The organism is Candidatus Accumulibacter vicinus (assembly GCF_000584955.1).
Taxonomy (GTDB): Bacteria; Pseudomonadota; Gammaproteobacteria; order Burkholderiales; family Rhodocyclaceae; genus Accumulibacter; species Accumulibacter vicinus.
The window spans coordinates 73568-92886 of record NZ_JDSS02000041.1; the positions used below are offsets into that span (position 1 = coordinate 73568).

At 63.0% G+C, this 19319-nt stretch carries 15 protein-coding genes and 3 pseudogenes; 12 read left to right on the forward strand and 6 right to left on the reverse strand.

The features are described 5' to 3' along the window. Positions 1–370 (reverse strand): annotated as a pseudogene (locus CAPSK01_RS17900) (hypothetical protein); the annotation flags it as partial. 291 nt (positions 371–661) lie between these two features. On the opposite strand from CAPSK01_RS17900, the gene CAPSK01_RS17905 reads away from it, so the two are divergent. From CAPSK01_RS17905 to CAPSK01_RS17930, 6 genes are all read left to right on the forward strand, one after another. Then, a complete protein-coding gene (locus tag CAPSK01_RS17905) occupies positions 662–1348 on the forward strand; it encodes a choice-of-anchor E domain-containing protein (protein ID WP_034929898.1) in 687 nt (228 codons plus the stop codon). Between the two features lie 428 nt (positions 1349–1776). Then, entirely contained in the window at positions 1777–2496 is a 720-nt protein-coding gene (locus CAPSK01_RS17910) for a transposase (protein WP_034929900.1), read from the forward strand. Positions 2497–2502: 6 nt separating this feature from the next. Then, the gene (locus CAPSK01_RS17915) at positions 2503–2778 is read left to right on the forward strand and encodes a BrnT family toxin (RefSeq protein ID WP_034929902.1); all 276 of its coding nucleotides are present in this window, start codon (positions 2503–2505) and stop codon (positions 2776–2778) included. Further along, positions 2768–2971 carry a hypothetical protein gene (locus CAPSK01_RS17920; protein ID WP_034929904.1) on the forward strand — a complete coding sequence of 68 codons (204 nt, stop codon included), beginning with the start codon at positions 2768–2770 and terminating at the stop codon, positions 2969–2971. Before CAPSK01_RS17915 ends, CAPSK01_RS17920 begins: the two co-directional genes overlap by 11 nt. Before the next feature lie 925 nt (positions 2972–3896). Continuing rightward, positions 3897–5180: an SPFH domain-containing protein gene (locus CAPSK01_RS17925; protein ID WP_034929906.1), complete on the forward strand. Its 1284-nt coding sequence runs from the start codon at positions 3897–3899 to the stop codon at positions 5178–5180. Then, positions 5177–6619: a hypothetical protein gene (locus CAPSK01_RS17930; RefSeq protein ID WP_034929908.1), complete on the forward strand. Its 1443-nt coding sequence runs from the start codon at positions 5177–5179 to the stop codon at positions 6617–6619. Before CAPSK01_RS17925 ends, CAPSK01_RS17930 begins: the two co-directional genes overlap by 4 nt. A gap of 46 nt (positions 6620–6665) precedes the next feature. Here the strand turns inward: CAPSK01_RS17930 and CAPSK01_RS17935 are convergent, their stop codons facing one another. Then, entirely contained in the window at positions 6666–7391 is a 726-nt protein-coding gene (locus CAPSK01_RS17935) for an SDR family NAD(P)-dependent oxidoreductase (RefSeq protein ID WP_034929911.1), read from the reverse strand. 36 nt (positions 7392–7427) lie between these two features. On the opposite strand from CAPSK01_RS17935, the gene CAPSK01_RS17940 reads away from it, so the two are divergent. Then, the gene (locus CAPSK01_RS17940) at positions 7428–8228 is read left to right on the forward strand and encodes a helical backbone metal receptor (RefSeq protein ID WP_034929913.1); all 801 of its coding nucleotides are present in this window, start codon (positions 7428–7430) and stop codon (positions 8226–8228) included. A gap of 7 nt (positions 8229–8235) precedes the next feature. Here CAPSK01_RS17940 and glpK read toward each other — a convergent pair whose 3' ends face one another. Next, entirely contained in the window at positions 8236–9768 is a 1533-nt protein-coding gene (glpK, locus tag CAPSK01_RS17945) for a glycerol kinase GlpK (protein WP_034929916.1), read from the reverse strand. Between the two features lie 129 nt (positions 9769–9897). Between glpK and pyrC the strand changes: the two genes are divergently transcribed. Continuing rightward, the gene (pyrC, locus tag CAPSK01_RS17950; protein ID WP_034929919.1) at positions 9898–10932 is read left to right on the forward strand and encodes a dihydroorotase; all 1035 of its coding nucleotides are present in this window, start codon (positions 9898–9900) and stop codon (positions 10930–10932) included. A 40-nt stretch (positions 10933–10972) separates the two neighbouring features. Beyond that, entirely contained in the window at positions 10973–11401 is a 429-nt protein-coding gene (locus tag CAPSK01_RS17955) for a hypothetical protein (RefSeq protein ID WP_273704008.1), read from the forward strand. A 44-nt stretch (positions 11402–11445) separates the two neighbouring features. Here CAPSK01_RS17955 and CAPSK01_RS17960 read toward each other — a convergent pair whose 3' ends face one another. Together CAPSK01_RS17960 and CAPSK01_RS17965 are read right to left on the reverse strand one after the other, a co-directional pair. Next, the gene (locus CAPSK01_RS17960) at positions 11446–12156 is read right to left on the reverse strand and encodes an alpha/beta hydrolase-fold protein (RefSeq protein WP_273704009.1); all 711 of its coding nucleotides are present in this window, start codon (positions 12154–12156) and stop codon (positions 11446–11448) included. A gap of 109 nt (positions 12157–12265) precedes the next feature. Then, complete coding sequence (locus tag CAPSK01_RS17965; RefSeq protein ID WP_034929920.1) at positions 12266–13360, reverse strand: isocitrate/isopropylmalate family dehydrogenase; 1095 nt, start codon at positions 13358–13360, stop codon at positions 12266–12268. Between the two features lie 361 nt (positions 13361–13721). Here CAPSK01_RS17965 and CAPSK01_RS17970 point away from each other — a divergent pair, with 361 nt between their 5' ends. After that, the gene (locus tag CAPSK01_RS17970) at positions 13722–14930 is read left to right on the forward strand and encodes an aminotransferase class I/II-fold pyridoxal phosphate-dependent enzyme (protein WP_034929922.1); all 1209 of its coding nucleotides are present in this window, start codon (positions 13722–13724) and stop codon (positions 14928–14930) included. Positions 14931–15262: 332 nt separating this feature from the next. After that, positions 15263–18160 carry an adenosylcobalamin-dependent ribonucleoside-diphosphate reductase gene (locus CAPSK01_RS17975; RefSeq protein ID WP_034929924.1) on the forward strand — a complete coding sequence of 966 codons (2898 nt, stop codon included), beginning with the start codon at positions 15263–15265 and terminating at the stop codon, positions 18158–18160. 122 nt (positions 18161–18282) lie between these two features. On the opposite strand, the pseudogene CAPSK01_RS23870 reads toward CAPSK01_RS17975, so the two are convergent. Then, positions 18283–18467: pseudogene (locus CAPSK01_RS23870) on the reverse strand (transposase); the annotation flags it as partial. 531 nt (positions 18468–18998) lie between these two features. Here CAPSK01_RS23870 and CAPSK01_RS17985 point away from each other — a divergent pair. Then, a pseudogene (locus CAPSK01_RS17985) lies at positions 18999–19319 on the forward strand (IS982 family transposase); the annotation flags it as partial.

Genomic DNA, 19319 nt, shown 5'->3' on the forward strand with positions numbered 1-19319 from the left:
CGACCAGCGCCTCCTCCAGCGCCGCATTGAGGCCTTGCTGGGTGCCGTAGCTGGCGCCGACGAAGGCCGACAGCCCGCTCAACTCAAGGAATTGGCACACCACCCGAATGCCGGCAGCGCCCTGCAGGGTGATGCTGAAATGCGCCGCCAACACCAATTGATGCAGCCACCGCACGCCCTCCGGCGTCTCCATCCACGCCGCCAGGGCCGCGGGAGCCACGCCAACCGCCTCCGGCTTGCGCCAATCCTGCAGGGTACTGCGTGCCAGTCCGAGGTCGGCGGCTACCTGCCGTTGCGTCTGCCCCGCCGCCAGGCGCACGGTGGCCGCCCCAAGCTGCTCCGCCCGCTCCAGGCGCGAGCGACGTATCACGACCAACCATCCATCGACGCCCGTGCCGCGCGCAGTGGCACTCGCCTCGTGTCTGGGTTAAAGTCCATCCCGGCAGGACCCTTGAGCATCTTCCTTCTCCCTCGGTTAGTTCGCACTTCCAAGGGTACGAGATTTCGAGGGTTCTGCCACTTTCCCGCAGGACTTTCATCAAGCGCAACGGACGGTTGTGGCCGGAACGATGATCAAGGCCCGTCAACATTAGCACAAGCCGTGCCAGGATCCTGCTGAGTAGTTACTTTGCGGCATGAATTAGCGAAGGAGGTAACCTAAATGCGTATCAATCAAATCGGCCGGTTGGCGATAGCGGGGGCTCTCATCCTCACGAACGTGCCGGCGTCCGCAGCATTGATTACTCAAACCCGGAGTTTGGGACCGTCTACGACGCTCCCAAATACGTCGTTCACATTCGATCAAATCGACAACACCGGCTGTTTCTGCCACGGGCCGTTGGGCGGTGTAACGATTACGGTAAGGGTGAATGAGAAACTCGGATCGATGGCCGAGAACCTTGCGCTCTCTCCATCGGTTGTGACGTCGTTGTTCCATTACGATTTCAATGTGTCTATCCCATCTTACGCGGCCTCGACGCTGCTGACTGTGAGCCAGGGTGTGAGCATCGTTGATAATTTGGGTGCATTCGATGGTGTTGTGGATTTTGGCGGAATTTCCGGTGCAACACATGTGACTGTGCTGCCGCCTGGTACCACCTCCCTTAGTCTTTCGGCGCCATTCGGTTTCTTCGAAGGAACCGGAACGTTCAACGTCAATGTCGGGGCTGATCTATTTTTTAGTCCGGGCAGCAGCGACAAGCTGACGGCCGGGTTCTTGAGCGAGAGCCTTATTGAAGTGACCATTGTTTATGCTACGGCGGTTCCCGAGCCTGCAAGCATCGTATTGCTGGGGTCCGGACTGCTTGGCATCGGGGCGGCACGCCGCCGTAAACGCGGGCCTATCTGATTTGCCGGACATCGATTTCCTGACCGGCGGGACCCGAGGGGAACGCACTATACTGTGCATATAAACAGCTCACATGCGGGACCGGCCTCCGGCAAAGCGACATAGCCGTCGAACGATCTCAGGGAGGCGTCCTCGCGTCCTACTGCCCACGCGATCCAGCGAAAACCGTTCTTTACCGGGTCGTCCAAGGATAGGATATCCAACGCCACAACTGCCAGTGTTCCAAGCTCTGATCGGTCTTGGCGGCACTCGTGATTCGGGGAAAGCGTGCCGACGGCGCCTGAAAACCTCGTCAGAACCGCAGCACCAGGACCAGGATAGCCATGATGGTGCAAGCGGTCCCTGACGAGCCGGGAAAAAGGGGGACAGACCACGTTTTCTGCTATAGTCGGTCTTCGTTGGTTGTGCAGTGAGAAAGTGAGGCGAAGATGCCGAGGCGAGCACGGATTGTTGCTGCAGATACCCCCTTTCATGTGATCCAGCGGGGGATCGATCGGGGCGCGTGCTTTTTTTCAGAGGACGACTTCCGGTTCTATCTCGAGGCCCTTGCCACTGCCGCGTCCTCGGAAAACGTCGCGGTCCACGCGTATGTTCTGATGACCAACCACGTTCACCTGCTCGTCACCGGCGAGGCGCCCGATGGCATCTCCAACTTGATGAAGAGGTTGGGGCAATGCTACGTTCAGCGTGTCAACCGGACGTATGGTCGTACGGGTTCGCTGTGGGAGGGCCGTTTTCGTTCGTGTCTCGTCCAGGCCGACAACTACCTTTTGGCTTGCCAGCGTTACATTGAGCTGAATCCTGTACGAGCGGGCATGGTCAATAAACCGGGGGACTACCGGTGGTCGAGTTTCCACGCCAACACGGGCCAGGCCATTGACCGGCTGCTGACGCCGCACGCCGTCTTTCTTGACCTGGGCGTAAGCGCCGAGCGTCGGCATGCGGTGTATCGCGAGTTGTTTGACGAGCACCTCGAACCCGCGCTAGTCGCTCGAATACGCGAATCGGCAAACGGGGGCTTCGTGTTGGGCAGCGAGCGCTTTCAGCGCGAGATAGCCTTCATGTTGGGGCGGCGCACGTGGAAGGGCTCGCCGGGCCGACCGGTGAAGCAGACAGTCGACGATACCCAGCAGCAGCTTGCCCTTTGACGCGGCATGGCCCTTTATTTTCAATGGGATGAAGCAAAGGCGCGCAGCAACGAACAGAAGCATGGTGTTTCCTTCGCCGAAGCTGCTGAGCTGTTTGCTGATGACCATTCTTCGTGCGTCCATGACCCGGACCATTCACATCATGAGGAGCGATACCTGCTTTTTGGTGTTTCATCGAGCGGGAGTTTTCTCGTCGTGGCGTATACCGAGCGGTCAGAGACGATTCGTATCATTTCCGCACGCCGCATGACCAGCCAGGAGCGTAAAGCCTATGAACGATGAAGACACCTTGCGGCCGGAGTACCCGGCCGACCTGATCAAGTCCGGTGAGCGCGGGAAGTACGCCCGGCGCTATCGGGAAGGCACCAACCTGATCCTCATCGAAGCTGACTTGCAGAGGCTGTTCCCGGATTCCGAGGCAGTCAATCGTGCTCTTCGCACCTATGCCGAAGAGCACCATATGACGCCGCCCTGAGCATTCAAAATGTCGGAAACAGGATGGATCACCGCCTGCGAATCAAAGCGCGAACTCGGGGAGTCCGGAACTCGGGGGGCATGTCTCGTTTCTGAACTACCTCGATCCTGAGTTCCTGTATGGCACGCCCCCTCAAATCGAATGGGTGCGGCTCTTTTCGGCCACGGTTTCGCGACCCTCTGTCGGGCAATTTGATCCCCCTAATTCGTCCGCCGCCGCCTGAATTGGTCGCCTTTGAGCTAGGAAACGGGTACCCGCCAGGTTACGTACCGCTCCCGAGAGATTCTGACCAGTCATTGATGAGCTAACTATTTGATCTGTCTAAGAGTCTTCGTGGCCGAAAAGAGCCGCACCCAAATGATTCCCGTCGCGCACGCCGTCCCGGAACCTTGGCCAACTCTGCCACAGAACCAATGCTCGAAAAAACCTACACTTGTAACCCCCCTCCAAACATCACCCTATTTGATCATTTACGCCGCGAGTTCCATCACGAAGGTGGACCGTGCTCACCCAACAGCCCAAAACGACAACGCGCGGTCAAGGACCTGTGATCGGTTGGGCTTCGTCCCTCAGCTCAACCTACGCCACTGACACCCGCCGGAGTCAGCGAAGGATGGGGAATCCAGCGGCACCGACGAGACTATATGAACCCTCATCAAACAGTGCCCATTTGATCTCCGGCGAGCGGGAAGTCCGGCATGGCCGGACCGGGAGGTTTTGTTCACACCGCTGAGCGAACCGGAACGAGCGCGAAAACAGGCCGCCAGCCCATGACCGAACTGCCCCCGCGCCGCCTTTGCTCCCTCCATGGCCTTTCGACGACGATGGACTCCATGCCGAAACCGGGCGCGGACCGATCTTCCCGCACCCATGGCGGGGCAGTAGCCCCTTCGATCGAAGATCGCTTGTCAGGAGAAATCACATCATGTCACCACGGATCAAGGAAATCGTCGAATCGATTCGCCATACCTTGGGTCTCGCAGCAGCCCGCGTAGCCCCCGGCGCCGCCCGCTGCGGCAGAGCCCTCCAGCATCGTGGCGTCGGCCTGATGGCGCTGGCAATGCTCGCGGCCGGCGGCTACACGCTCTACGCACATCCGCCATTGCAGAGCATCGGACGTGGCGAAATTGGCCTGCGCGTAAACCAGTTCACCGGCGGCTCGACCGAGGTGCGTGCAGGCGCGGTGCTGATCATTCCGCATCTGCACGAGTTGCGCCGCTTCTCGTTGCGCGACCAGGTTTATCGTCCGAGCGGCGGCATCAGTGCCGGCGGCCCGGCGGCTTTTCAGTCGGTGGAAGGCCTCTCGCTCGGGGTGGACATTTCGGTACGCTACTCGCTCGACCCGCAGCAGATTTCGGTGATGGCCAGAACCCTGCCCCAGGACATCAACGGGGAAATCGTCGAACCGGTTGTGCAGGGCGTGCTCTACAAGACGCTCGCTCGTTATACGGTGCGCGAGATCTTCTCCAGCAAACGCCAGGAGATCCAGCAAGCCATCGAAGTCGAGTTGAAACCCCGCCTGGCTGCCGACGGGATCACGCTGGAATCGGTGACCATCGGCAAAGTGGACCTGCCTTCCGATTACAAGGCTGGGATGGAAAATCTGCTCGCCGAAGAACTGGCAACCGAGAAGATGCGCTACACGCTGGAACTCAAGGACAAACAGGTGAAACAGAGCGAACTCGAAGCGCAAGCCGAGAAGGTCCGCCGGGAGAAAGCCGCCGAGGCTGCGGGCGAAGAGCAGATCATTGCCGCCCGGGCGCAGGCGGAAGCGATGAAGCATGTGCTGCCATTCAAGCAGAAGCAGATCGAGCAGCGCGGGCTGGAAGCCGAGGCCGACAAGCTGGCGCGCATCAAGGCGGCCGAAGCGAGCGCACAGGCGCGTCGCATCGAGGCGGCCGGCGAGGCCGATTCGCGCCAGAAACTGGCCGACGCCGAAGCCTATCGCCAGGAGCGCATCGGCAGGATCGCCAGCGAGCAACTGGCACGCGATGGCGCGCTGATCTCGAAGAATCCCTTGCTGATCCAGAAGACGCTGGCCGACAAGCTCTCCGACAAGATCTCGGTCATCATTGCGCCGCCCCCCACTGACGGCGGCTTCATCGGCGCCACCCTGCTCGGCAGCGGCAGGAACGGGCGTGCCCAGGCAGCGAGCCAGGCGGCGTCAGACGCCCAGGGCGCTGAAGAAAGCGGCGAGGGTGGACAATGAGCCTGCTCGCCACCGCGCTCACCGTCGTTGCCATCGTCACCCAGGACCAGGCCGCCCTGCGCGCCGCGCCCAGGGAATCGGCCGTCCAGCAGGCCGTCCTGTGGCAGGGTGACTCCCTCGAAATTCGCGCCACCAAGGGCGATTACCTGCAGGTCTATGATCATCGCCGGGAGCGTGCCGGTTACATCCGCGCGAGCCAGGTTCGCCAGCAGACACTGCAACCGGAAAATGCTCCCGAGCTGCTGGCGGTCGTCCGCTTCCTGCGCGACACGCCGGGGGCGGAGGCGCTGGGAATCGGCTATGCCGCCGCCTATCTCAAGGCGGCGCCAGCCGATGCGATCAACGCAGAGGTCTTCGACGCGCTCGGGACTTTCGCCGAACGTCTGGCCAAACGCGCCACCGTTCGCCAGGGGAAAACCCCCGATACCAGCGTCGCTGCGCACCTCGAAGTCGCCGCGGCCTATGGTGTGCGCATGCTCAGTTTCGAGCGCGACGAGCAGCTTCAGCTTTGCTATAACGGTGACGCTTTCCGGCGCGTTCTCGCGTTGCCGGCGAGCGACCAGCAGAAGGCCCAGGCCGCGCTGGCACTGACCCGTCACGATTGCGTTGCGCCGGCGCTGACCCCAACGGAGCGCCTGGCGGTCGACCACTGGCGTGCCGAAGTGCTCGATCGGGTCGAAACCACTCGCCTGCCAGAGGTTCTCAAGAACCGCCTGCACCTGCGCCGGGCCGGCGTATGGGCCAGTCTCGCCTGGCAACGGGCGAGGCGCTCGGAAGCGGGCGCCGGGCCAGTCACTGCGGCGGGCAAGCGTGCGGTCGACGAACTCGCGGCGATCAACCGGAGCGAGCTGGCTGAGACGGATGCGGCCACTTACAGCGACGCCGCGATTCGCGTCGGCGCTTCGCGCTGGGCCGCCGAACCGCCGGCAGGCACCATGCCTTCGGCGACAGCCCCCAGCAGCCTCGGGATCGCCACCAGCCCCGGCCAGCCTGGGGAAACCTGTGTACATCTCGTCGATTCCCGGCACGATGCCAAGCACGCCCTGCTGACGCGTTGTACCTACGGCATCGTCTGGACCGCGTCGGCCGCCGCGCACCCGCAGGGAACGGCTCTGGCGCTGGCCGTACAGCCGCTCGATGGCTGGCGCGAGATGTGGGTTTTTCGTCAGGAACCGACTGGTTGGAAGGTCGATGTCGTTCCGCCGGCGACGGTGCAACCGACCCTCGGCTACGTCGAATTCGCCGGCTGGGTGCCCGGCAGCGGACAGATGCTCACCGCTCGAGAGGCGAAAGTGGACGGCCGCTACAAGCTCAGTTTCGAGCTGCTCAACCCGTCCACCCTCGAGATCGATCGCTGGGCCGACAAACCGGCTTCGCTGTCTGCCTTCCAGCGCTGGCAGGCGCCAGCATGGAAGGCGCGGACGGTGAGCATTCGCTGATGACGGGTGAAGTTCCGATGGCGCCGTCCGGTGGACTTGCTCATTTTCACCACTCGATCGCTTGGCCATCGCGGAAGAAACCGCCGCTCGGGCCGTCGTCCGGCAGCAGTGCCGCCCAGACGATTCCTTGGGCGCCTTCCTCGGCACTGCGGGTGGCGTTCTCGCCACCCATGCCGGTACGGCACCAGCCGGGGCAGACCGAGTTGATCTTGATCGGAGTGCCTTCCAGCTCCTTGGCCGTGAGGCGGGTCAGCGCGTTCAGCGCCGCTTTCGACATCCGGTAACCCGGCCAGTAGCCACCCATCTGGGCCAGTTGTCCCATGCCGGACGAGACGTTTACAATTCGCCCCCAGCGATTCTCGCGCATCAGGGGAACGATGACCTGAATCAGGCGCAGCGGTGCGAGTGCGTTGCAGGCGTGCGTCGCCGCCACCAGATCCGGATCGACCACCACCACGCTGGCCGCCTGCGGAGCCAGAAAATCCGGCGCTTCGAGAAAAACGCCGGCATTGTTCACCAGAATGTCGGCGCGGCCGAACTCGCGGCGCAGGCGGGCGCCCAGGGCGGCAACGGCGCTGGCGTCGGTGACATCGGCCACATGCGGCATCACCTCGTGCCCGCTCGCGCGCAGTTGTCGGGCGGCGTCCTCGATCGCTTCGGCGCCGCGCCCGACCATCAGCACCATGCACCCGGCGGCCGCCAGATCGCGCGCCACGGCGAGGCCGATGCCGCGCGCGGCACCGGTCACGACGGCAAGTTTCTGAGCTAGCATGCTTGTCTCCTGTTATTTGAACGTGGAGCCCTCATCATGCAATGGTCTGACGCGCTCGGCAAGCCGCACGCTTGCTTTCCCGGCATACCGCGCATCGTCTCGCTGGTGCCCAGTCTGACCGAGTTGCTGGTCGACCTCGACCTCGGCGAGCGGCTGGTCGGCCGCACCGGTTTCTGCATTCATCCGCGGCAGGTCGTCCGGCGGGTGCCGAAACTCGGCGGCACCAAGGGTTTCGACATCGACAAACTGCGTGCGCTGCAGGCAACGCATGTGCTGGTCAACATCGACGAAAACCGTCGCGAAGAAGTCGAAGCCCTGGCCGATTTCGTTCCGCACCTGATCGTCACCCACCCGCTGACTGCCCGCGACAACCTCGAACTCTACCGCCTGCTGGGCGGGATTTTCGGGCGCGAAAAAGAGGCCGAGGCCCTCTGCGCCGACTTCGAGCGCGCCTGGGCGGCGCTCGGCACGCTGGCCAATGGGCGACCGCGGCAGCGAGTGCTCTACCTGATCTGGCGCGAACCCTGGCTCAGCGTCGCCCGCGACACCTACATCTCGCACATGTTGGCCGCCGCCGGCTGGGATACGCTGCCGCAGGCAAGCGCGGTCCGCTATCCGGAGGTCGATTTGCCGGGGCTGGCGCGGGCAGCCGAGATCGTATTTCTTTCCAGCGAACCCTACCCCTTCCGTGCCAGCCATCTGCGTCAGTTGACAGAACGACTGCCGGGCATCCGCGCGGCGCTGATCGACGGCGAAATGGTTTCCTGGTACGGCAGTCGGGCGATCCGCGGGCTCGCCTATCTGCGCGAGCTGCGTGCCAGTCTTGACGAGTGCTGACGGTGCTTCAGGACTCGTCGGAGGGGTCCCCCTCGTCATCCCGCGCCCAGCCCCGGCAGCGCTCGACCGCCCGGTGCCAGCGCCGGAACAGGCGTTGGCGCCTGCTCTCGTCGAGGTGCGGCGTATAGCGGTTGTCGAGCTGCCACTTCTCGGCCAGTTCCACGCGACTGCTCCAGAAACCGGTGGCCAGCCCGGCCAGATAGGCGGCACCCAGGGCGGTGGTCTCGACAATTCGCGGCACCTCCACCGGCACCCCGAGAATGTCGGCCTGAAACTGCATCAGCAGACGGTTGACCGAGGCGCCGCCATCGCAGCGCAATTCCTTCAGGGTGATTCCGGAATCGCGCTGCATCGCCTCGATCACGTCGCGCGTCTGGTAGGCCATGCTCTCGAGCACTGCCCGTACGAGGTGGCCCCGGGTGGTACCGCGGGTGATGCCGATCAGCAGGCCACGGGCGTAGGGATCCCAGTGCGGCGCACCCAGACCGACCAGCGCCGGCACGAAATAGACGCCTTCGTTGTCCGGCACCGACCGCGCCAGCGCCTCGACTTCGGTCGCCGACCGGATGATTCCGAGACCGTCGCGCAGCCACTGCACGGCTGCGCCGGTGATGAAGATGGCGCCTTCCAGGGCATATTCGACAGGCTCGTCGCCGATTCCCCAGGCGATGGTGGTCAGCAGTTTCTCCTTGCTGAGGACCCGCTGGGTACCGGTGTTCATCAGCACGAACGAGCCGGTGCCGTAGGTGTTCTTGGCGAGACCCGCGCCGTGGCAGGCTTGCCCGAACAAGGCCGCCTGCTGGTCGCCGGCGACGCCCGCGACGGGGATACCGTGCGTCCCGAAGAACATCTCCGGATCGGTCGACCCGAAAATGCACGCAGACGGCCTGACTGCGGGGAGGATTGCCTTGGGGATGTCGAGCAGTTCGAGAATTTCTTCGTCCCAGCACAGTTCCTCAATGTTGTACAGCAGCGTGCGCGAGGCGTTGGAGTAGTCGGTGGCATGCGCCTTGCCGCCGGTCAACTGCCAGACCAGCCAGCAATCGATGGTGCCAAACGCGATTTCGCCGCGCCCGGCGCGTTCGCGCAGACCGTCGACCTGGTCCAGCAGCCACTTCACCTTGGTTCCGGAGAAATACGGGTCGATCACCAGGCCGGTCTTGTGGCGGATCATTTCCTCCAGGCCCCGCGCCTTCAGTTCGTCGCAATAGCGGGCCGTTCGACGATCCTGCCAGACGATCGCCCGGGCTACCGGTTTGCCAGTGGTTCGCTCCCAGAGCACGGTCGTTTCCCGCTGGTTGGTGATCCCGATGGCGTGCAGATCGCTGGCCCGGACACGCGCGCTGCGCAGGGCTTCGCCGATGACCTTGAGCGTCACCTGCCAGATTTCCTCGGCGTCGTGCTCGACCCAGCCCGGTCTGGGATAGTGCTGGGTGAACTCGGAATAGGCCCGACCCTTGACCTGACCGTCGTGGTCGAAAATCAGCACCGTCGAACCGGTGGTGCCCTGGTCGATCGATAGAACGTAGCTTGCCCTCATGGTTCGAGAGTCTAGGCAAGAGTTGACAGCCAGGTCAAGCGCCATCCGGCCTTGTGCAGTGCGATCCGCTGGCACGGCACAGCGCTGTTAGAATCTGGAATTCAACCATTTCCTTTGCCAGGTGCAGGTATGCAGATCACCCTTACCCGTCCCGATGACTGGCACCTCCATCTGCGCGATGGTGCGGCGCTGGCCACCGTCCTGCCGCACACCGCGCGCCAGTTTGCGCGCGCCATCGTGATGCCCAATCTGCGCCCGCCAATCACGACCGTCGCCGCTGCCGAGGCGTATCGTGCGCGCATCCTGGCGGCGCTGCCGCCGGGTGTGACGTTCGAACCGCTGCTGACCCTTTACCTGACCGACCATACCCCCGCCGATGAAATCCGACGGGCCGTCGATAGCGACTGCGTGCACGCCGTCAAGCTTTACCCGGCCGGCGCGACAACCCACTCCGACGCGGGCGTGACGGAGATCGCCCGATGCGCGCCCGCGCTGGAGGCAATGGCCGAGCTGGGGATGCCGTTGCTGGTGCACGGCGAAGCGACTGACCCGGCGGTTGACGTATTCGACCGCGAGCGGGTGTTCATCGAGTGCGTGCTGCGACCTCTGCTGGCGCGGCACCCACAGCTCCGGGTCGTTTTCGAGCATATCACGACCGCTGACGCCGCCGACTTCGTAGCCGCTTGCGGGCCGAATGTTGCGGCAACGATCACCGCTCACCACCTGCTTTACAACCGCAACGCCATTTTTGCCGGCGGGGTGCGTCCGCATTATTACTGCCTGCCGGTCCTCAAACGCGAGCGGCATCGCCAGGCCCTGCTGCGCGCAGCCACTTCCGGCAACCCGAAATTCTTTCTCGGGACCGATTCTGCGCCACATGCGCGCGCCAGCAAGGAAGCTGCCTGCGGTTGTGCCGGTTGTTATACGGCGCATGCGGCACTCGAACTCTACGCGACCGCCTTCGAGTCGGCCGGCGCGCTCGACCGGCTGGAGGCCTTCGCCAGTTTTCATGGCCCCGACTTCTACGGCTTGCCGCGCAATGGCGGTCAGGTGACACTCGCACGGCGGGACTGGCGAGTCCCCAAGACCTTCGCCTACACTGATGACGATCGGCTGGTCCCTCTGGGGGCTGGCGAGTGGCTGCACTGGCGGATGCTCGACTGAGTTTGCCGGCCTTTTTCCGAATTCACTGGAGGAAATTCCCTTGTCACTGAAAAGGCTGTTCCCTTGCTTGCTGCTGCCGCTGCTGGTGGCCTGCTCGGATCAGCGCGCGTCTTTCGAGATCGCCTCGCGCCAGCATTCGCTGACGCTGATTCGTGTGCAGAACTTCTTCTGGGAAAAGACCGCCAGGTACGCGATCGTCGCAGCACGCATGCCCGATTGCATGCGTCGGCACGAGATGGGACCGGGAGGCACTGAAAGCAAGGTCGAGGTCTATGCGCCGGGAAACGATGCCTGGATTCTCAAGCAGGGCAAGCGCATGTTTGTCGTCGAGACGCGCAGTTGCGAAGGCTTTGCGAAGCTTGACGGCGAACCCGAAGGTGGCATGGGCCCCCTGCAGGGAACGTTCCAGATGCGCAGCGGAACCCTGGCCTTTGTCGCCGCTCCGCGCGATGCTCCTGCAGCGCAGTAACGCAGTGAGCGGCACGCGCCTGGACCGGAGGGCTTCGCCGCCGCTCAGCAGGCGTCTGCCAGTACCTTGTTCAGCCAGGCCTCGATGTCACGCAGTTCCTCGAGGCACACCGTATGCTCGGCGTCGTAGCCATGCCACTGCACCGGGTAGTCCGCGGCCTTGAGCAGTTTGGCGGCACGTTTGCCGAGGTCGTAGGGAATGACCGGGTCGGCACGCCCATGTGCCATGAAGATCGGCACGTCGCGGTTGGCCTGTTGCGCTTCTTCAGCCAGCGTCTCGGCGAGCGGCAGATAGCACGACAGCGCCAGAATCCCGGCCAGGCGCCGCGGGTGACGCAGACCGGTGTGCAAGGCGATGACTCCGCCCTGCGAGAAACCAGCCAGCACGATGCGCGCATCCGCGATGCCCCGTGCATTCTCCCGGTCAAGCAGGGCTTCGATCTGTTGCGCGGATGTCCGCACGCCCTCCGCCTCCTCGCGTCCCGGCGCAAAATCGACTGAGACGATGTCGTACCAGGCGCGCATCACGTAGCCTGCATTGATGGTCACCGCCCGCATGGGCGCGTGCGGAAAGACAAAACGCAGCGCCGGCAACCGATCAAAATCGAATTCGTCTACGATCGGCTCGAAGTCATGCCCGTCGGCACCCAGGCCGTGCAGCCAGATGATCGCGCACTTGGGGGGCTCGCCGGTCTGCCGCTCGACGGTGGGCAACAACAGGCTGGCAGCGGTGGCGGGGGGTGGCTTGACGGTCATGGTAGGGATCCTTGTTCTTGTGGGGGTGCCATTGTAGCAGTCACCCCGCCTGCGGCCGCATGCACCAGCACGACGCGACAGGACCGCGCATGAAGGTTTGCCGTAGTGATCAGACCTTGCGAATCTGGGCCATGATCGCTTTGGCAATGGCTGCCGTGCCGTCCTGGCCGCGGAATTCGATTGGGCAGACCACGGTCAGCGCCTTTTCAACCGCCCGTTCCAGAATGCGTGCGCCATGTGCCAGCCGGGGTTCGCCGTGCTGGTCGGCCAGCCAGTCCAGCATCAATGCCGCCGAAAGGATCTGGGCAACCGGATTGGCGATACCCTGACCGGCCATGTGCGGTGCACTACCGTGCGCAGGCTGAAAAACCGCGTGCTTTTCCCCGATGTCGGCCGACGGCGCCAGACCGAGGCTGCCCACAACACCGGCTGCCAGGTCGGAAAGGATGCTTCCGAAAGCGTTCTCGGTCACCAGCACGTCGAAGTCCCACGGCGCCTTGACCAGGTTCATGGCCGTCGCGTCCACGTATGCGTACTCCGACTTGATCTCAGGGTGTTTGGCGGACACCTCGGCGAAGACCTTGCGGAAGAAGGCCATCGAAGAGAGTACATTGGCCTTGTCGACGCAGGTGACTTTGCCCGTACGCCGCCGGCTCTTGGCGCGTCGTGAGGCGATACGGAAAGCAAACTCGGAAATCCGGCGGCTGCCGTGGCGCGAGATCTTCATCGTCTCCCAGGCGAGTTGGTCCTCCTCCACCGTCCCTCGCCCGCGCGAGTAGAAAAACCCTTCGCTCTGCTCACGAACGATCACCAGATCGATCAGCGCTGCACGCTTGTCAGCCAGTACGCGCGGCAGGCCAGGATAACTGCGGATTGGGCGCAGACCGGCGTACAGATCCATTTCAACCCGCAAATCGAACTGCGTGGAAATTTCCGTCCCATCGGGGTAACGGACCTCCGGCAGGCCAAAGGCGCCCAATAGAACGGCATCGGCTTTCTTGCACACGGCCATGCTTTCATCGGAGAAGGCGGTGCCGGTTTTCTGGTAGAAACCCGCACCACCCTCAAGTTTGCGGTAGTCGAAACCGATGCCACCCAGGCGCTCCTGCAGAATGTCAAGCACTTGCAGGCAGGCAGCCACGATTTCAGGGCCAATGCCGTCGCCGGGAATGACAGCGATGTGAAAGCGCGAATCTCTTTTCATGGGTTCGGTTGTCCTGGAGGTGCAGCAATGCGGATGCGGTGATCGACAAATACATCAGGCTGGTGCTTGGCCAAACAAGGAGCCAGCCCTGCGTCAACCGCAGAGGTCATGCCCGCCTCCTCGCTGTCCACAACCATGCACACTTTAATTAAACACGCCGCGCGGTCAAGGGCTTTTTGCTGCCGGCATCAGATTTCATGGCCTCGGGTACCAAGCGTCGGCCCCGAAGCATGCATCTCGGGAGCGCTACTCGATCCCGCACGGGCATTCCTGCCGGGGCGCGTGGGGGTTGCCCTCGTTGCGCCTGGCCTACAGCACATGTTAGGGTTGTTTCCTCAATCATCCGTCGGAGGGCAATCCCATGGCATTCAATCCCGCATCGCGAGTCCAGGATTATCTGGTGTTCGGTGAGTTCGGGGATGTCAATCCGTCGATCACCGACTCCTCCACCTATACATTCCTGAGCCCGGAACGAATGGCGGAGTTGTTCGAGCACGAGATCGAAGGCTGCTTCCTCTACTCGCGCCACTTCAACCCGACCAACAAGTACCTGGCCAGTGCGCTGGAAAGGATGGAGGACGGTGAGGCGGCGCAGGTCATGGCCTCCGGGATGGGGGCGATCAGCACCACCTTGATGACCCTGTGCGGGGCCGGCGACGAGATCGTCTGCGGCCGCAGCATATACGGCGGCACCTATGCGTTGCTGAAGAACCTGCTGCCGCGCTTCGGCGTCAACACGCGCTTCGTCGACCTCTGCAATCACGACGCCGTCCGTGCCGCGATGACGCCGCACACGCGCGTCCTCTACTGCGAGTCGCTCAGCAACCCTCTGCTCGAAGTCAGTGACCTGCCGGCACTAGCCACCATCGCGCACGAGAACGGTGCCCGCCTGGTGGTGGACAACACCTTCACGCCGATGATCCTGTCGCCGCTACGCCACGGCGCCGACGTCGTGGTGCACAGCCTGACCAAGTTCGTCAATGGCACCAGCGACTGTGTTGCCGGCTGTGTCGTCTCGTCGCGAGACTTCATTGCCCGGCTCAACGACATCAATGCCGGACCGAGCATGCTCCTGGGGCCGGTGCTCGACAGCACGCGCGCGGCGAGCATCCTCAAGAACCTGCACAGTCTGCACATCCGCCTGCGCCAGCACGGCAACAACGCGCTGTACCTGGCCAACCGGCTCGAAACGATGGGTTATACGGTGCATTACCCCGGCCTCGCCGGCCATCCGCAGCATCGGCTGCTGGCCCGGCTGATGAATCCCGGTTATGGCTGGGGGGGAATGCTGACCTTCGACGCTGGCGATCACGCCGCCGCCAATCGCCTGATGACGCTGATGCAACGCGACAAGGTCGGCTACCTGGCGGTCAGCCTCGGCTACTTCAAGACCCTGTTCACGACTCCTGGCCATAGCACATCGTCCGAGATCCCGATTGAGGAACGCGAGGCCGCCGGCCTGCACGACGGGCTGATCCGCTTTTCGATCGGACTTGACGAAGATATCTCGGAGACGATGGCGCGCATCGAACGCTGCCTTGGTGAAGCCGGCATCAAACCCGGCAGATGACATCGCCCAACCCGGCGACGGCCTTCCTCCGGGGAAAGGCGACGGCCATGCCCCAGAAAAAAATTTTTTCCGCCGCCGATGCGCCGCAAGCCGGTGATTTCACGGCTTTTCCAGAAGCCTGCAGGGTTGTCGGAGAATAACTACATCTAGTCTTGTGGTTGTCTTTCACCACTACATGCAGTAGCTTTACGTCTGTCCCGCCCTGCAGCCAGCGGCTTTGCCGAACCTGGATCTGCACGTTCAGGCACGCCCATCAGCCGCACCGCGTCGATCAGACCGGTGCCGGCAAGCCGCACCCATTTCTTTGCCATCCATCCTATGGAGGACGACCCATGAGCCAGCTCGTACATCAGCTTCCCCTGTCCGAAGTCGCCGAAGCTCCCGCGATCGTGCCACTTGCCGAACAGGAAATCGCCGCCGAAGTACTCGTCGAAAAATATGCCAAGGGTCATGAACTCTCGGTTCACGACGTGCGCCGCCGCGTCGCCCGCGCCCTTGCCGCCGCCGAGGAAGAGAAGCAGCGCGCGCATTGGGAAGCGCGCTTCCTGTGGGCGCAGGAGAATGGCTTCGTGCCGGCCGGACGCATCAACTCGGCCGCCGGGACAACTCTCGCGGCGACGCTGATCAACTGCTTCGTGCAGCCGATCGGCGATTCGGTGGTTGAAATCGTCGATGACAAGCCCGGCATCTACAGTGCCCTGGCCGAAGCCGCCGAAACCATGCGGCGGGGCGGTGGCGTCGGTTACGACTTCTCGTCGATCCGCCCGATCGGCGCGCTGGTCAAGGGCACGCAGTCGCGCGCATCCGGTCCGGTATCCTATATGCGCGTTTTCGACCGCTCGTGCGAGACCGTCGAATCCGCTGGCGCCCGCCGTGGTGCGCAGATGGGCGTGCTGCGCTGCGACCACCCGGATATCGAGGTCTTCATCCACGCCAAGGATCACGGCGACCTCTCCAACTTCAACGTCTCGATCGCCGTCACCGACGCTTTCATGCGGGCCGTCGAAACCGATGGCGAAGTCGAACTGATGCACCGCGCCGAGCCCAGCCTGGACATGAAGCGTGACGGCGCCTTCCAGCGCGAAGACGGCGTCTGGGTGTACCGCCGCGTGCGCGCCCGCGACCTCTGGGACCAGGTGATGAAATCCACCTACGACCACGCCGAACCGGGAATCCTCTTCCTGGACCGCATGAACAAGGACAACAACCTCTACTACTGCGAAGTCATCGAGGCCACCAACCCCTGCGCCGAACAACCGCTTCCGCCCTACGGCTGCTGCTGCCTGGGATCGATCAACCTGACCCTGTTCGTCCGGGACGCCTTCAGCGCGCTCGCCGAGTTCGACTTCGAGGCCTTCGGCGAAGTCATCAAGGTGTCGACGCGCATGCTCGACAACGTCCTCGACGTCACTGCCTGGCCGCTTGCCCGCCAGCGCGAGGAGGCCGCCAACAAGCGCCGCGTCGGGCTCGGCTTCACCGGCCTCGGCGACACTCTGTGCATGCTGCGCTTGCGCTACGACCGCCCGGAAGCGACCGCGATGGGCGCGCGCATTTCCGAATTCATGCGCGACACCGCGTACCGCGCGTCGGTCGAACTGGCGAAGGAACGCGGCGCCTTTCCGCTGTTCAACGCCGAACTCTACCTCTCGGGCGGCAATTTCGCGTCGCGCCTGCCGGCCGACATCAAGAGCGAAATCCGCAAGCATGGCCTGCGCAACTCGCACCTCTTGTCGATCGCACCGACCGGAACCATCTCGCTGGCCTTTGCCGACAACGCCTCGAATGGTATCGAACCACCATTCTCCTGGACCTACAGCCGCAAGAAGCGCATGGCCGACGGCACGCTCAAGGAATACATCGTCGAGGATTACGCCTGGCGTCTCTACAAGCACTGCGGCGGCGATGTCGAAAAGCTCCCCGACTATTTCGTCACCGCCCTTGAAATCTCGGCACAAGCGCACAAGAACATGGTTGCCGCGGTGGCCCCGTACATCGACACCTCGATCTCCAAGACGGTCAATGTGCCTGCCGATTACCCCTATGAAGACTTCCAGGATCTTTACCTGAGCGCCTGGAAATCCGGCCTCAAGGGGCTGGCCACCTACCGCCCGAATACCGTTCTCGGGTCGGTGCTGTCGGTCGGGTCACAATCCATCGCGCAGAAACAGGCCGAAGACAAAAAGCAGCCGCAGGATTTCGTCACCGGCGACGCCAACCGCCGCCTGACCATCAAGACCCTGCCGGCACCGGTACTCGCCAGCCTGCGCTGGCCGAACCGCCCACACCTGCCGGAGGGCAATATGGCCTGGACCTACATGATCGAGCACACGCACGGCAAATTCGCACTCTTCGTCGGCCAGGTCGATCAGGACGAGCGCCGCTGGCCCTTCGAAGTCTGGGTCAATGGCCCGGAACAGCCGCGCGGTCTCGGCGCCGTCGCCAAGACGCTGTCGATGGACATGCGCGCCAACGACCACGGCTGGCTGGCGCTGAAACTTGAATCGCTGGCCAAGACCGCCAGCGACGAGAGTTTCGAGATGCCTTTTCCGCCGCATGGCGAACGCAAGCGCATGCCCTCGGTGGTCGCCGCGATGGCCCGACTGATCCAGTTCCATGTCGAACGCCTCGGCGCTTTCGAGTACGAAGGCACGACACCGGTGCTCGACGCGATGTTCAGCCTCAAGGAACCGAAGACCGGCACCGATGGGACGTTGTCGTGGACCGTCGATGTCTATAACCCGGCGACCAGTGAAGACTTCGTCCTCGGCCTCAAGGAAATCACCCTGCCCGACGGCGTCACCCGCCCCTACTCGGTATGGCTCTCCGGCAACTACCCGCGCGCCCTTGACGGCCTGACCAAGCTCCTTTCGCTCGACATGCGCGTCATCGACCCGGCGTGGATCGGCATGAAGCTTCGGAAACTCCTCGACTACCCCGAACCGCTCGGCGACTTCATGGCCTTCATTCCCGGCACCCGCCGTCAGACCACTTACCCCTCGACGGTGGCCTACCTCGCGCAACTGATCATCCACCGCTACGCGATGCTCGGCATTCTCGACGAGAGCGGCCTGCCCAGGCAGCAGATGGGGATTCTGCAGACGCCGGCAGGCAGCACGGCCACGCAGCCGACACCCGGAAAACTATGTAGTGAGTGCGGGAATCTGACGGTGATCCGGAAAGACGGATGCGATTTCTGTACGGCTTGCGGGGCAGTGGGGAGTTGTGGGTGAAGGGGTGCGGATGGGGGAATCAATCCTGACCCCCTCGTTGTTCGCCTCTTGCGCCCATCGTCTGAAGATGCGCTCCCAGACCCCCGGCTTGCTCCAGCGAGAGCGTCGGGTGTGTGCACCACGCGAAAGTCCCCGAAACGCTCGGGCAGATCGCGCCAGGGGATACCTGTTCGATACCGGTAGAGCACCGCCTCCACAAAAACCCGCGATTGTCTCGGGCGGTGGCTCCAACATGCCCAACCCGCCCGGGCAGGAGATCCCTGATGCGTTCCCATGGGTCGTCTCTCAGTGCGTGCCGCTGCTTCATCGGTTCGCCAGCATCCAACGCGCATGAGCCCGCAATTGATGACACGCCCTAGCTCCATCAGGGAAGCTTTCGGCCAAACCCCGAGGATGTTCTTGCCCCCGCCAAAATGGCTGCGGAGGGCTTCGGCTGGCTGAATGAGATTCTGGTCAGTATCCGGCGAGAAGCCGAAGGCAAGAACTGCGCGCCACGCATCGTCAAGCTTGCTGCTGCCGGGGCTTACCTCGCTGACGACCTGAAGAGCTCTTGCGGCAGCGAGCACGAAAGCATGTTGCGGAAGCTGCAGGGGGTCGGGATTCTTCCGCCAGATCGAAGGCCGATTGATTGAGGCCAGAACCAGACCCGGCCAAGCGCCGGGTTTTTCCTGCCTGACGTTGATCCGGATGGCTGGATTTTGCTTACCATCAACGTCAGTTCGGGATAACGAAGCCAAAAATGTGGCGCTAACCCATTGATGAGAAACGGATGATCGTCAATGTTGTCTTGATTCATTGAGTGCATGACCTGATCAACCACGTACACGGAGGCCTCATCATGGACGATCTAACCGAGACTTATTGCCGGATGGACGACTTTTACAAAGCGTTCGAACCTCAACTCAACGCCCGGCTGCTGACCGATGGCAAGCGCCATCGGTCGAGGAAAGGCAGCCTATCCGTGCCGGAGTTGATGACGCTGGTCGTGCTGTTCCACCAGATTCGCTACCGACAGTTTAAATCCTTCTATCTGAACCCTGTTTGTCGATACCTGCGTAGCGAGTTTCCCCGACTACCCACCTATCAGCGATGTGTCGAGTTGCTGCCACGCTGCGCGATCGCCCTGGCCGCCCTGTTCGAGGAGCTCACGGGCAAGTGC